General features: G+C 42.3%; 10 protein-coding genes. 5 read left to right on the top strand and 5 right to left on the bottom strand.

The window, feature by feature from the left end:
- Positions 1–82 precede the first annotated feature (82 nt).
- Positions 83–3859 carry a S8 family serine peptidase gene (locus tag AUR67_RS03235; protein ID WP_058584108.1) on the top strand — a complete coding sequence of 1259 codons (3777 nt, stop codon included), beginning with the start codon at positions 83–85 and terminating at the stop codon, positions 3857–3859.
- Between the two features lie 69 nt (positions 3860–3928).
- On the opposite strand, the gene AUR67_RS03230 is transcribed toward AUR67_RS03235, so the two are convergent.
- Positions 3929–4156 carry a hypothetical protein gene (locus AUR67_RS03230; protein ID WP_414858321.1) on the bottom strand — a complete coding sequence of 76 codons (228 nt, stop codon included), beginning with the start codon at positions 4154–4156 and terminating at the stop codon, positions 3929–3931.
- Between the two features lie 249 nt (positions 4157–4405).
- Here AUR67_RS03230 and AUR67_RS03225 point away from each other — a divergent pair, with 249 nt between their 5' ends.
- Both AUR67_RS03225 and ykgO read left to right on the top strand, forming a co-directional pair.
- On the top strand, positions 4406–4657 hold the full coding sequence (locus tag AUR67_RS03225; RefSeq protein WP_058584106.1) for a type B 50S ribosomal protein L31: 252 nt from the start codon (positions 4406–4408) through the stop codon (positions 4655–4657).
- A gap of 17 nt (positions 4658–4674) precedes the next feature.
- Positions 4675–4812 (top strand): type B 50S ribosomal protein L36, encoded by a 138-nt coding sequence (ykgO, locus tag AUR67_RS03220; RefSeq protein WP_058584105.1) that lies wholly within the window; start codon positions 4675–4677, stop codon positions 4810–4812.
- A gap of 57 nt (positions 4813–4869) precedes the next feature.
- Here ykgO and AUR67_RS03215 read toward each other — a convergent pair whose 3' ends face one another.
- The gene (locus tag AUR67_RS03215) at positions 4870–5256 is read right to left on the bottom strand and encodes a cytochrome b562 (RefSeq protein ID WP_058584104.1); all 387 of its coding nucleotides are present in this window, start codon (positions 5254–5256) and stop codon (positions 4870–4872) included.
- A gap of 310 nt (positions 5257–5566) precedes the next feature.
- Here AUR67_RS03215 and AUR67_RS03210 point away from each other — a divergent pair, with 310 nt between their 5' ends.
- Both AUR67_RS03210 and AUR67_RS03205 read left to right on the top strand, forming a co-directional pair.
- Positions 5567–8413: a TonB-dependent receptor plug domain-containing protein gene (locus AUR67_RS03210; protein ID WP_058584103.1), complete on the top strand. Its 2847-nt coding sequence runs from the start codon at positions 5567–5569 to the stop codon at positions 8411–8413.
- Between the two features lie 149 nt (positions 8414–8562).
- Positions 8563–9606, top strand: a complete 1044-nt coding sequence (locus AUR67_RS03205; protein WP_058584102.1) for an ABC transporter substrate-binding protein — start codon at positions 8563–8565, stop codon at positions 9604–9606.
- Between the two features lie 12 nt (positions 9607–9618).
- Here AUR67_RS03205 and AUR67_RS03200 read toward each other — a convergent pair whose 3' ends face one another.
- From AUR67_RS03200 to AUR67_RS03190, 3 genes are read right to left on the bottom strand one after another with little or no spacing between them, the layout of a single operon-like run.
- Positions 9619–11388 (bottom strand): sugar phosphorylase, encoded by a 1770-nt coding sequence (locus AUR67_RS03200; protein ID WP_058584101.1) that lies wholly within the window; start codon positions 11386–11388, stop codon positions 9619–9621.
- A 12-nt stretch (positions 11389–11400) separates the two neighbouring features.
- Positions 11401–12621 (bottom strand): hypothetical protein, encoded by a 1221-nt coding sequence (locus AUR67_RS03195; RefSeq protein WP_058584100.1) that lies wholly within the window; start codon positions 12619–12621, stop codon positions 11401–11403.
- The gene (locus AUR67_RS03190; protein WP_058584099.1) at positions 12614–14356 is read right to left on the bottom strand and encodes an HAD-IIB family hydrolase; all 1743 of its coding nucleotides are present in this window, start codon (positions 14354–14356) and stop codon (positions 12614–12616) included. The genes AUR67_RS03195 and AUR67_RS03190 overlap by 8 nt, the downstream gene beginning before the upstream one ends.
- Positions 14357–14411: the final 55 nt, after the last annotated feature.

Genomic DNA, 14411 nt, shown 5'->3' with positions numbered 1-14411 from the left:
GCTCTTGTCATATTTGTTGTTTTGACACCTAGCAATAACTCCTTTCTTCCAAACTAATTACATCAAAATAAAGGATGAAAAGATGAAACCTTTTCCAAGGCTTGGTCGCTTAAAGGCGACCTACTTAGCCATGCTCGGCTTATCGATTGCCCAGCCAGCAACCGCTGAAGAATCATTTGTTACACAACAAAGTGAAGCGGATGCCCTTACATTCACATTGATCACTGGGGACAAAGTATCGGCTGTTGTCAATAAAGACGGCAAGCTAGGCGGCATTCGATTAGTCACTGCAGATGGTTCAGATACATTCACCAGTATCTTTAAACGTGGTAACAACACCTATGTTGTTCCAAACCATGCTCAAGCCTTAGTTGATTCAAATGCGATCGATTTAGAGTTATTTAACATTAATAAGTTATATGAATCGGGTTACGATGATGCATCAACCGACGCGCTCCCCATCATTGTTGAATACCGCGACGGCACCCTTGCAGGACCTGCAGTCCCAGCAACGCTTGCTGGTATGTCATTAACCGGTGAAATTGAGCTAATCGACAGCGCTGCATTTGCAATCAGCAAAGACAAAGCAGCGCAAACTTGGCAAACCCTGGTTGCACAAGCTGACGTTGAAGGTCTTTGGCTTGATGCTGTCGTTCATGCTCACAAGGTTACCCAGTCAGAAACACTGACTCCAACAGTCCCGCTTACCGGCGCATATGGTGAGTCAGCGATTAACTATAATGGCGCAGGTATTAAAGTTGCCGTGCTTGATACAGGCTACGATACCGAGCACCCAGACTTACTAGGTCGTGTCATTGCATCCCGTGATTTTACGTATTCGAGCAACGGTGTAGATGACTTAAATGGTCATGGAACTCATACAGCCTCAACCGTTGCAGGCAATGGTCAGGAGTCAGAAGGTAAATGGGTCGGTGTGGCACCAGCCGCCGATTTAATTATCGGTAAAGTACTTGGTAATACAGGAGGAGGATCAACCTACGGTATTTTAAATGGCATGCAATGGGCGGTGCTTTCAGAGCGCGCTGACATTGTAAATATGTCATTGGGTGGCACAGCAACAACCTGTAGTGGCCCATTGGTTGAGATGGTTGAAGCGCTGAGTGATAAGGCTTTATTTGTTATCTCTGCAGGCAATAGCTTTACCCGCGAAACGATTGGTTCACCGGGCTGTGCACCAAGTGCATTAACCGTGGGTGCCATTGACCGTGACGGCAATACGGCGTCGTTCTCTTCACGCGGTCCATCTCCAGATGGCCACTCAGCAAAACCAGATATTGCCTCGCAAGGTGTATCTGTTATTGCTGCAGCTTCTGGTGGCTTAGGTGATACGGCTTACCGCGTCTATTCTGGTACTTCGATGGCAGCCCCTCATGTTGCCGGTGGTGCTGCAATTGTTATGCAAGCTCGCCAAGACCTTACGCCAAAAGAAATTAAAGACGTGCTTACATCATCTGTATTTAGTGGTGATTCTCACGTACTTGAGCAAGGTGCCGGTGCCATGAATATCGACCGTGCCATTGACCAAGCTATTGTGGCCCCTGCAAACCGTGAACTTGGCTACTTTGATAATGCCAATAGTGCATTTACAGAAACACAGATCACGCTAACAAACACGTCTGATGAAAGTATTAAATTAAAATTGAAATTAGACTTAATTGGTGAAGATGGCAAAACACAATTACCAGCGACCTTGGCAGGGTTAGATGTAAACTCTGTGACAATCCCAGCCAAAGGTGTTGCTCAAGTCCCTATGTGGATAGACCCAAGTGTGGCACTTAATAACAGTGCTTATGGTGCAATTACAGGTCGTATCACAGGCACAACCGTTGGCAATACCGACCAACAAGTGACTGTGCCAGTATCATTTTGGATTGACCAACCTCACGTTAATTTAACTGTTAACCTGACTGATCGCTGGGGTAATCAAGCAGGCTCGCCATCTAAGCTTTACTTAATAAATGAAGAAGATGATTGGGGCAGTCTTGTTAGGCTCACTGGCGGTAAAGCCAATATCGATGTACCTGCTGGTTACTATACGTTGATTGCTAACATTATGACTTACGATAATCCGCAAACCAGCTCTGGTTTAGTTGAATCAGCGGCACAAATGGCTGTATTAAATCGTAAGATTGATGGCAAAACAGAGATTAACTTTGATGCACGTAACGCTCAACCTATCACCTTTAAAGCTGACCAGCCTCTTGATCCACAAGGTTATTCATTTGGCTTTACTTACGCGATCGACGATCAAGAAGTTGCGAAGCTTGCAGCTATCGAAATGGCTCCTGATTACGTAAATGATATGTATGCATGGTCACAAGGTCATGACGATCGCTTTCGCTCATTTATCACCACCCGCGCAGTGGCTCCAGAAACAACCGTCACTATGCAAAACGGAGTTGAACTTGATTACATCAAACAAGGTTTAGCACTGTCTTTTCATGGTGAAGGCTCTGCAGAAGTAGTGCCAGTAGGTGATGCTGGTTACAGCACTGACTGGAGCCAATTTGAGTTAGACGGAAAAATTGCGCTTATTGCTAACCCTAATTACCTCACGTCTTACATGGTCGGTAATGCGATGAAAAAAGGCGCTAGCGGTGTGATTTTTTATCGCCCTGGTCGTGGCGGTCGATATAAAGGGGCAATCACAGGCACACCAAAAGTCCCCGTGATTGGCATTAGTACCGAACAAGGTGAAGCCTTAATGGCAGAAATCGAGGCTGGCAACAATATCGTTAGCTGGTCTGGTATTGCGGCTGAACGCTCACCTTATGCTTATTCAATAAACCATATTACTGATGGCCGAATTCAACCTGGGCAAATCAATATTGCTGAACATAAAATGCATAAAATAAGTGCGTCTTATCACTCGCAAAATGATGAGCGCCCTGCATGGACTGATGTTATGGCAATGACCAACAGTACAGGGGAGTTCTACTCAACAGGTAGCTCACAGTTAATTATGTTGCCTCATCAACGTGATGAATATTACACAGCAAGTGCAAAAAATGCATGGACGAATGTCGTTATGCCAAACTATAAAATTCAAAGTGGAGGCGCTTATTTTGATGGTCCACGCGCAATGACAGAAGGTGCTGAGCAAAGCACTACTTGGTTTAAAGGTCCACGCGCTGGTAGCTTAGGCAGCAGTGGCTCAGCGATTATTAGCCGCGATACCAATGTTCTTTACTTTAATCTTGCCTCGTTTGGCGATGCCGCAAACCATGATGGTATCTTCGGCTTTATGGGTAGCTCAGCATTTGGTTTAAAAGTAAATGGTGAGCCAGCATCTCCGTATCAAGGCACATTAACCCTTGAGCCGGGCTCTCATCAAATTACCTTAGAAATGCGATCTTATGCTCGCGGTGTCGGTGAGCGCTCTCCAGCCAATGATAAGCTAGGTTCTCTTTACCAAGGCTTCTATACATTTACAGCTGACGAGCAGCAACAAGGTGTTCAGCCAATTTTAGTGCCTATGGTTGATTTACCGGTTGATATTAATAACAGCATGAAAGCGGGTGAAGCGGCTCAAGTTAAGTTAACGGGTTTACTAGACGGTGTTGGTGAAGTGGCGCTGGCAGATGTACAGTTCCAATATGCATACGGCCAAGAATGTACGATTGCTAACGTGCCTGCTTATATCTATTGCCCTGTATCAACGAAGTTCTCAAGCGAAAACTGGATAGATGCACAAGTTGAACACATTGACGGTGAATGGGTAGCTACGATCCCTAATACAGGAAACGTTGGTGACTTTGTCCATATTCGAACGATTGTTTCTGATTACGGCTCAAGCCAAGCAGAGCAAATTACCATGCGAGCTTACATGTTAGATTAATTAGTTAGCGCTAATCAGCAAAGCCGCCTTCGGGTGGCTTTTTTCATGTAAAAACAACTTGATCAAGTATTAAGAATCTAAATGCTCGTACTGACCACGATACACTTCGAAAGTCTTCACAACGGTGTGTTGCTCTTTACTTAGATTATCAAACCAGGTATCGAAACGCTCATCATCATCTTGTTCACTCAGAGCTAAATACTGTGCCAACAACTCAATAATATCGTTGTGAGTACATAACAAGGTGTCTACATGATTAGCTAAAACAGAATGGTCTTTATCGCGAAGCGTGTTCATTACATTTTGATCTAGTTCTTCACGGCTAGTTTTATCATTCACTTCCTTATCCTTCTTTAAAATAAGCACGCATACCTAGTTATAACAGCCTTATCGACAATATCCAGCTTTTTAAATCTAACTGCTTATTGATTGTTCAGCTTGTACAAAATTAAGACAAATTAATATAAATAAGAATCATTTTTATCTTGATCTAAATAGTCAACCACCCTATAATCGATACATTATCACATAACAAAGAGTTCCATTATGAAGCCAAATATCCACCCTGATTACCAGCAAGTCGCGTTTCATGATACAGCGGCAGACAGCTACTTTATTATTGGTTCGACAATTAAAACTTCGCGCACGATTGAACTTGAGGGAAAAACCTACCCTTATGTGCCAATTGACGTATCAAGCGATTCACACCCGTTTTATACCGGTAAGCAAAAAGCTGTTGCAAGCGATGGCCGTGTTGCTGCGTTTAATCGTCGTTTCAAAAACTTAGCGAGCAAGTAGTTGCTATAGGAAAGAACATGAAAGTATTAAGTTCATTAAAAAGCGCGAAGAACCGCCCGGGCTGCCAAATCGTAAAGCGTAAAGGTCGTGTCTATGTTATTAATAAAGACAATCCGCGCTTGAAGGCAGTTCAGGGTAAAAAGAAAAAGCGTTAATAAAGGTGCCTCGGCACCTTTTTTAAATTAAAGTAAATCTAACTCGTTAATTTATTTTTACTTGCCAAATAACAACTCCCAAAAACCTGGCGGCTCATGTAGCTCATGGTATTTCTTACGTAGCTCATCAATAGATTTAAGCGGCGCTTTTGCAGCTTCAAGGCCACGGGTCGTTGCAAGTTGCTTAGCTTGCTTTGCTTGATTTATGACTTTATCAAGCCCTTCTAAAGACGCTGTTTTATGCTGTTTAAAATCAGCTATTTTGGCAGTCTCTAACAACTCAATAAATTCATCGATAGCGGTATTAAAGGTGGCTAAATCAGTTGCTCGCACTGAGTTTTTATAAGCGAGCCCCATGTTTTTCATATTGGCCTCAAGATCAATATTATTGGCCGCGCACAGACTGGAAAAAACGATTAAAAAACTAATAAAAATGGCTTTCATACACTCTCAACCAAATACAAATTATGCACCCATTATAAAGCGAAACGCTACGTAAACCTAATACCATTAAAATACCTAATACTGCAACAAAGTAAATATTCTGTAATCACCTTTTCACAACAAACAAAAAACACCTGAACCCCACAAAGAATCTAACACACTGTTTAAATTGAAATTAGATGTGTACAAATTGATACGTAGTTTTTGTTTGCAAATAATAGGGACAATGATAAAGTGCACCGCGTTAACATTTTAAGAACAACTGTTAACAACCCTTTAAGGGATAAAATAAAAACTAACAGGTGAAACAATGAAAAAACATAACATCTTAGGTGCAAGTATTAAGCTTGCCCTGTGCACATCTGCACTTGCAATTTCAGGCCAGTCATTTGCTGCTGATGAAGAAGGTGTACAAACAATCGACCGTATCGAAGTAACTGGTTCTCGTATTTTACGTGAAGGTGCTATTGCCCCTGCGCCAGTGACAGTTATCAGTGGTGATGACTTAGTTAACACAGGCGCGGTTAATATCGGTGAGGCACTTAATAAATTACCAGCTCTTGGTAATACTTTTTCACTTTCAAACTCTGGCCGTTACATCGGTACTGCGGGTTTAAGTATTCTTGACTTACGTAATATGGGTACTGACCGTACGCTAGTACTTGTTAATGGTAAGCGTCACGTTTCTAGCTCTGCAGGCTCTCAATCAGTTGATACAAATACAATTCCAAGCACATGGGTTGAGCGTGTTGAAATTATCACCGGTGGTGCGTCAGCTGTATACGGTGCCGATGCTGTAACGGGTGTAGTTAACTTCATTCTTAAAAAGAATATCGAAGGCTTTAGCGCAAGTGTAACTCGAGGCGAGTCAGACCTAAGCGATTACAGCAACGAAAAAGCAACATTCTCTTACGGCACAAACTTCGATAATGATCGCGGTAACGTGGCATTCTCTGTTGAGTATTCGGGTCAAGATACTTTAAATGCGTTAGACCACCCATGGACTGATGGCTCTTACCGCAATATGCGTAATACAGCTCAAACAGCTGAAAACAAAGATGATCCAGCTTTTCCTGACTACATTTATACGCCAAATGCAGGTTACTATGCGATTAATAACGCAGGTGTGTTTGCGCTAAGTAATGGCTATGTAAATTCATTTAACCCAGATGGTACTTATCGTGAACTTAACATTGGTGACCAAGTTGATGGCCTTGCATGTGCTAACTGTGATTCATTTAACCTAGCACAGTTTAACCAAATTCAACCTGAGTTTGAACGCTACAACATTAACTTCAAAACGAACTACGATATCGCAGAGGGCATGAATGCGTATCTTGAAGCTAAGTATGTTAACAGCGAAGGCCAAAGCATTGGTCAGCCTGCATTCTTCTTCTTTAACCCAAATAACAGCATCAAGATTGACAACCCTTATCTTGACTCAAGTGTTAAAGATCTGATGGAACAAGAAGGTGTTAGCTCAATCATGGTTAACCGCATGATGACTGACTTAGGTCGTCGTGTTGAAAACAATACACGTGAAACAACCCGTTTTGTTGCAGGCTTAAAAGGCACGGTATTCAATGACTGGGAATTAGATGCGTCAGTTGTATATGGCCAAACTGATTTAGAGCGTGTTAATGGCGCTAACATGATCATGGCAAACTACTACAATGCCCTAGATGCTATTGATGATGGTTCAGGCAATGTTGTTTGTCGCAGCGAAGAAGCACGTGCTGAAGGGTGTGTACCTGTTAATATCATGGGCTTCGGTGCACCAAGCCAAGAAGCGATTGATTACATCAATACTGTTTCAGTAGGTACTTCAAAGATTACTCAAACAGTTGTGTCTGCTTCACTTGCAAATTCAGCAATTTATGAATTACCAGCAGGTTACATTGGTTTTGCAGCGGGTGTGGAATACCGTAAAGAAGAAAGCGAAACTGAAGAGCCAGACAACGCAGCCGGTACCTTCTTTAACGCGCTTGGCGAAGACAAAGGTGAGTTTGATGTAAATGAAATTTACTTCGAAGCATCAATCCCACTTCTTGCTGATTTACCTCTTGTTCAAGACCTAGTACTCGATACAGCGGTACGTTACGCTGACTACAGTACAATTGGTGATGCAACAAGCTGGAAACTTGGTTTAGATTGGACAGTTAACGATCAACTACGTGTACGTGCAACGCAATCAGAAGCACTTCGTGCTCCAAACATTAGCGAAATCTTCGGTGCGCCAAGCCAAACATTCTACAGTGTTGACGATCCATGTTTAGCTGATAACTTGAATGATTTACAAAATTCAGAAGTACGCCGTGCGAACTGTGCAGCTCTTGGTGTACCTGCTGATTTTGAATCAGACTACGATGCGCAAACCCTTGAAGGTTTAGTAAGTGGTAACCGAGATGTGAAAGGTGAAGAATCAACCAGTACAACAATTGGCTTTGTTTACCAACCTTCATTCATCGAAAACGCTGTAGTGACAGTTGACTACTGGAAAATTGAACTTGAAGACGCGATTTCGACCATCGGTTCACAAGACATTCTTGACCGCTGTGTAGATGCAGAAGGTGGTATTAATAACCAATACTGTAACCTAATCACACGTGATAGCGCGTCAAGTGAAATTACACTTATTCAAAACTCAGTTCTGAACGTGTCTGGTCAAGAAGCATCAGGTGTTGACTTTGAATTAGGTTATGACTTTGATGCACTAGAAGGCAACTTCTCAACACGTTTAATTGGTACGTACTTAATTGAGCGTAAAACTTTCCCATTCCAAGACCAACCGAGCGACTACTATGAGTACGCAGGCACAACTGGCGAAGCGAAATGGCAAGCAAACCTTTCAATTTCTTATAAGCGTGATGGCTTCTTTACAACCTTTGATACGCGTTATCTAGATGAAGTAAGCCTTTACACTGACCAAGAACTTGCAGATAACCCGAATCCAAATAGCTTAATGACATTTGGTACTTACGTTATCTCTGATGCAACAATTGGTTATAACTTTGAAAATGGTTTTGGTGTTAAGCTGGGTGTAGATAATATCTTCAACCGCAAACTTCCATACGGTACGTTAGGTACAGGTTCTGGTAGTGCAAGTTACGACAACATCGGTCGTTTCGGCTACTTAAGACTATCTTACGATTTCTAATCGTAAAATATTTGATTCTCTTGGGGCTGCACATTTGTGTAGCCCTTTTTCTATCAGATATTTAAAAACTATCCTATGCCAATCATTTACTTAAAACCTGAAAATTCAAGCTATACTCTTCCCTATCGGCCTTTTAACTTAATAAGACTATGCTCAAAACGGTATTTTTCATTATCTGCCTATTTTGCTTACCGAGTGTTTTTGCCAAGCAAAGAATTATTTTTATAAACCCAGGTCATGCCAATACCAATGTCACAGGCCCGTTTTGGTTTGAAGTGTCGCAGTTGATGCGTGATGCTGCCAAAGACTTTGATCTCGATTTAACAATTCATTATGCCAACCGAAATCATATTGAAATGAAGTCATTAGTGGCTAATGCGATTAAAGCAAAGCCAGATATGCTGATTTTAGTTGATGAGAAAAGTGTGCTTACCCAACAACTTTTGAGCTTAAAACACACCTCTACACCCATCTATTTTTTACTTAACCGCCCATCAGAGCAAGAACTAAAACGCTTGATTGATCATGGTATTAATATCGCAGGTAGCGTAGTGCCCGATAACAAACAAGCGGGTCAATTATTAGCTGAAAAACTGATTGAAAGAACTCAGCACACGGCAAATATTCTTGCGATTAATGGTGATTACACTACCCATGCAGCACTTGATAGAGAGCAAGGTTTAGAGCAAAGTGTTCAAACGCATGATAATGCTAATATCACCGCTAAAACAGTTGCCAACTGGTCAGCAACACAAGCGTATCGCCAGAGTCTTGGCTACTTTAGCCATCAATCTAACATCAATATGGTTTGGGCTGCCAATGATGCCATGGCATTAGGGGCGATTGCAGCGCTTGATGAGTTAAATAAACGCAAAGATGTATTGGTTGGCGCAATAAATTGGCCGCTCAGAGTTGTGGCAGAAAAAATAGACGTCACTATCGGTGGTCATGTCACGCTAGGAGCTTTAGCTATAGTAAATGTTCATGATCTACTCAATAATTACGCAACCGGAACTATGCATGATGAAGTGGCCATTTTCAGCCAACATAGCGAACAAACGCTTAAGCTAGTTGAACAAATTCACAGTGATAGCTTAGCAATTAACTTTCGCGTTTTCAGTAATGCGAATAAAAATGCCCTTCCCTTCAGTGTTGAATCACTTCTTTTAGAGGTAACCAATAGCAAACTGTAAAGGGCATTTACATTATTTATTGCTGAGCCATACAGCTTGGTATGGTGTTAGCGACATTGTTTGTGTTTGCTCAGTAATTTGCTCACCGCTGATCAAATCTCGCCATTGCTCGGTACCAATCAAATTTAAGTCGGCAAGCGTAAGCGTTTGCGGCTCGTCACTAATGTTATAAACACAAAACATACTTTGCGAACGGTTGATACTTTGTCGCCAAAAACCAAAGAGCCCTTCGCTTAAATGTAACGTATATTGGGTCGCATTAGGGTGAAATGCACTTTGCGCCTTACGAATAGCCATTAGGTTTTTCATCGCTTTAAACACAGTACGATGATGGGCATTTTCGTTACTCAGCTTTGCTAGTAAATCTGACTCTTGCCAGCGGTGACGGTTAATCGCTCGGTTATGTTGGCTATTTTCAAAGCGTTCATAATCATTGGTGGTACCGAGTAAGCTATGAATATACAAACCTGGAATACCTTCAAGCGCAAACATAATGGCATGCGCACATAAAAAGCGTGCAACACCCCATTTATCTGGGCCTTTATGGGTACCTTGCAACGCATCAAATAAGGCAATGTTTAACTCATAAGGGGTATTGGTGCCATCTGGGGCGGTACGTAATGAGACTTTACCGCCATATTTAGCCGTAGTATTGACCATTTCGGCAATTTCACTTTGCTCCAACAAGCCTTCAACGGGGCGCAAGCCAATACCATCATGTGAAGCTATAAAGTTAAAGTATGCCGTGCCTTCTTGAGGAGGTGGCATACTCATCATCCAATGTTTTAATGCGGTGCTGTCACCACTGAGTAAAGTGTGTAATAACAGCGGTGGTAATGAGAAGTTATAAATACAATGTGCTTCGTTGGCATTACCAAAGTACGATAGGTTTTCGCGGTTCGGGATATTAGTTTCTGTGATAATAATCACATTAGGCTCAAAATGCTCAATAAGGGTGCGAAGTAATCTGATCACTTCGTGTGTCTCAGGCAGGTTAATGCAGCGGGTATTGAGTTTTTTCCATAAAAAAGCCACCGCATCAAGGCGGAATATACGCACACCGTTATCTAAATAATGACGAATAATGCTGACAAATTCATTGAGCACATCTGGGTTAGCAAAATCAAAGTCGACTTGGTCATGACTAAAGGTACACCACACATGTTGCAAACCGTCTTTAGTTTCAACCGCCTGTAAAAGGGGTGATGTTCTCGGGCGAACAACTTGCACAAGATCATCACTCTGGCTTGCCGTTTTAAAATACCCTTTTCCCGGCTCTTTGCCCTGAATAAAGTTTTCAAACCAAACGCTGCGGCTAGAGCAATGGTTGATCACCAAATCTGCCATCAACCTAACATCCGCTGAAATATCGCGGATATGTTGCCAACTACCTAACGCTTCATTCACTTGCACATAATTCATTACCGCGAAGCCTTCATCTGAGCTATATGGGTAAAACGGCAAGATGTGCAGTGCATTAAGTTCAGGTAAGCATTGGTTTTTTACAAAGCGATGTAACGTTTGCAAAGGCGGCTCTTCAGGCTTAGCAACGGCTTCATCCGTATTAGCATGACGAATAATCGAATCACCATAGGCAATTAAAATCATGTCTTGCTCATCCCAACGGTTTTTATGCGGCGTTGGGTCTCGAACAGGATCATCACCTAACATGGTATTGATTAATCTATCTGCGAGTTGTTCAAGCGTTGTTGATAGCTCAACCTCGCCGTAGATGCAGGTTAAATGCTGAATAACCCTTTGTTGCAAAAGCTCTAAAGTCACGTGCCTTCCCCGTTAAATATATTCTTTGTTATCAAGCTCTACGGCTTCTTCTAAGCGAGCAAACACCTCTGGCATTGCCGAAGCTACTCGGTTCCAACTCGGCACAAAGGGTGCTTCCATTGGATTTTCTAAAAAGTGCTGACCTGCATTCATAATATTTTGAGCAAACATTTCAACGGCTTTTTCTTCATGATGAATATCAAGTGTTAAGCCATTCATTAACGCATCGTTGTGATAAGTTTCAATAAAATCGAGTGCAATACGGTAATAGGTTGCCTTTAATGAGCGAATCGTTTCTGTTGTAAAAGTCACCCCTTGGGTAGCCAGCTTTCTAAATAAAGCTTTGGTAATATCAATCGACATTTTCGACAAGCCCGCCGCTTGGTTTTCTAGCGATAAGTCTTGGTGTTTGTGGTCATAGTTATCAGCAATATCTACCTGACATAAACGGTTATGCGAGTAATTGCGATACATCTCTGATAGCACGCCAATTTCTAAGCCCCAGTCACTTGGAATACGAATATCGTTGAGTACATCACGGCGGAATGAAAACTCACCCGCTAGCGGGTAACGAAACGAATCCATGTATTCTAAGTAATCGTTGCTGCCTAATATTGTTTTAAAAGAACGCAATAACGGCGTTACCAGCAAACGTGACACGCGACCATTAATTTTGCCCTCAGCGGTGCGCGGGTAAAACCCTTTACAAAATTCATAGTTAAAACGAGGGTGAGCAACGGGGTAAATTAGACGTGCTAATAGCGCTCTGTCGTAAGTCAAAATATCGCAGTCATGCAGTGCAATGGACTCTACTTTTGAGGTTGCCAACTTATAGCCCATGCAATACCAAACATTGCGACCTTTACCTAGTTCTCGTGGGGCAACGCCCAATTTTTGTAGTTCTTTATCAAGAGCTTGTAAACGCGGACCATCATTCCAAAGTACCTTATGATGCTGATCAAGCTCCGCAAAAAACTGCAGTGCATGGCGATATTGGCTTTCGTCGGCGCGATCAAGGCCTATGGTAATTTGCGATAAATATGGCACATGTTTCAGCTCAGCAATAATATTTTGCAAAGCAGGTCCTTCTAACTCACTGTAAAGCGAGGGCAAAATCAGGCCCATTGGGCGTTGTTTTGAAAAGCCTAACAACTCTTTTTCTAGTTCTTCTACTGGGCGGTCAGCAATATTGTGTAAGGTCGTGATAATGCCATTTTGATAAAAATCAGCCATGAGATTGCTCCTGTTTTGCTGCAAAACGCGCTTTGATGATAGTTAACGCAGAAACTTCTTGAACCCAACCTGCAGGGGCGGGCTTTTCGCTGAGCTGCCATGCTTTTTGTAATATTTGTGATTGTACTTGGCTGCCAGGGTTATTGATTAGAATAGCGGTGTCGGCCGCCTTTAGCATGGCTACATCGTTTTGACTGTCGCCAAGCGCTATCACAGTAAATGGATTGCGATAGGCTTTTTTGAACTGATTTAACAGCCACTTTTGTGCAAGTCCTTTATTGTTACCTTTGGTTAAATGGATAAAACGCCCGCCAACAAGCACTTCGTAGCCTGCTTGGCTCATTGCATCTATCAAGCCCTGCTTTTCTTCATCACTGCCCGAAAAACAAACCGGATCTGAGTACTGTCTTTGTAGAGCCAATTCACTTTTATCGACGGGGAGTCCTGTTAACTCGGCTATTTCTTGTGCACTAAATTGGCTAAACACACGTACACAATGACTAAATTGGCTTGCATATTGTTTAAGATCTTCATGCAATTTATCGGTACTTTGCGTCATGGCAAAGCGCCAATAACCTTTATATTCATCACAGCCAATCGGCTTTACTTTGAAATAGTCTTTCGGGATATAAACAGCAGCACCATTTTCCACAATAAAGGGTTGATGATGATCCAAACCTTTTTGAATATCAGTGACTTCAGCAAAGGTTTTGCTGGTGTTAAAAATCACATTGACACCGGTATCATTCAACTTTGCCAAAAATGGTTTGATCACCTCACATTCGTAACTATCGTGATCGAGCAATGTGCCGTCTAAGTCAGTAAAAATAAGTGGTTGAGCAATCTGGTCAGCGAGAAGCTCCATCTTGGTGATATCACGCTCAGTATCGAGCAATAGTAACGCATCAACGCTGTGCGCAAGAGTGGCTAAATTTTCCCGCGTAATACGTTCAAAATGAGAGATAAAACGCTTTAAACTCACTTCGTCAAACGTGCCCTGCCCCTGGCCTTTTTTGGCAATTAGTTTATGCTCTTGCTCTAAGCGCCACGCATACACATCTTCAAATGAAGGCGCTTTTAACATAATGGTGTAATCGGCCATTGCGAATACATTTTGATATTCATTCGCTAAGCAACTATTTACGCAGCGACGCCAAATGCCGTCGGCATCTTCTAGTTGCTCTAATTCATTTACCGGAGTTTGCAGTTGATAAGGCTGCTGAGGTGTACTGGCTACACACCAGCCTTCAAAAAACACGATATCAATCGGCTTTTGATTACTAGACCACTGGTCTTTTGGCACCGGATCATCAGTTAGTTTATCAAATTGAGGTAATGGCACATCCACTTTACCTGCCAACAAAGCTGATAAGGTTTGTTCCATTAATTGCGTATCATGCGTACCCGGTACCCCACGACTCGCAAACAAAGGATGAACATCTTTAGCAAGCTCATTGCGTGCATCACGACTTAAATAAAAGTCATCGATTGATAATGACACGCTATTAAATTCGGTATTGCTATTAACCCAGGTCACTAAGAAATCAGCGAGAGTCGTTTTACCTGACCCTTGGCAGCCGTTAATTGCCACCAGCATAGGTTGGCCGGTCATTTTTGCGCTCAAGATATCGTGCGCGAGGGGTATAAAAAACTGCTCACTTAAGTATTGATACTTGAGTGGTAACTGATGCTTCGCTAAAAACGGGGTAATATCCACAACATTTGCCTCTTGCATAATCGCTCCTACCAGTATGACATAGAGATAAATGCAGTTAGTAGACCAGTTTTAT

The organism is Pseudoalteromonas sp. XI10 (assembly GCF_001469895.1).
Classification (GTDB): domain Bacteria; phylum Pseudomonadota; class Gammaproteobacteria; order Enterobacterales; family Alteromonadaceae; genus Pseudoalteromonas.
The sequence above is the reverse complement of the archived record's forward strand: the minus strand, read 5'-3'. Positions and strand labels throughout refer to the sequence as shown.

Bases quoted from the DNA above. Each gene is read 5' to 3' on its own strand.
- AUR67_RS03190 (WP_058584099.1), bottom strand. From the start codon at position 14,356: ATGCAAGAGGCAAATGTTGTGGATATTACCCCGTTTTTAGCGAAGCAT.
- AUR67_RS03210 (WP_058584103.1), top strand. From the start codon at position 5,567: ATGAAAAAACATAACATCTTAGGTGCAAGTATTAAGCTTGCCCTGTGC.
- AUR67_RS03205 (WP_058584102.1), top strand. From the start codon at position 8,563: ATGCTCAAAACGGTATTTTTCATTATCTGCCTATTTTGCTTACCGAGT.
- AUR67_RS03215 (WP_058584104.1), bottom strand. From the start codon at position 5,256: ATGAAAGCCATTTTTATTAGTTTTTTAATCGTTTTTTCCAGTCTGTGC.
- ykgO (WP_058584105.1), top strand. From the start codon at position 4,675: ATGAAAGTATTAAGTTCATTAAAAAGCGCGAAGAACCGCCCGGGCTGC.
- AUR67_RS03230 (WP_414858321.1), bottom strand. From the start codon at position 4,156: ATGAACACGCTTCGCGATAAAGACCATTCTGTTTTAGCTAATCATGTA.
- AUR67_RS03195 (WP_058584100.1), bottom strand. From the start codon at position 12,621: ATGGCTGATTTTTATCAAAATGGCATTATCACGACCTTACACAATATT.
- AUR67_RS03225 (WP_058584106.1), top strand. From the start codon at position 4,406: ATGAAGCCAAATATCCACCCTGATTACCAGCAAGTCGCGTTTCATGAT.
- AUR67_RS03235 (WP_058584108.1), top strand. From the start codon at position 83: ATGAAACCTTTTCCAAGGCTTGGTCGCTTAAAGGCGACCTACTTAGCC.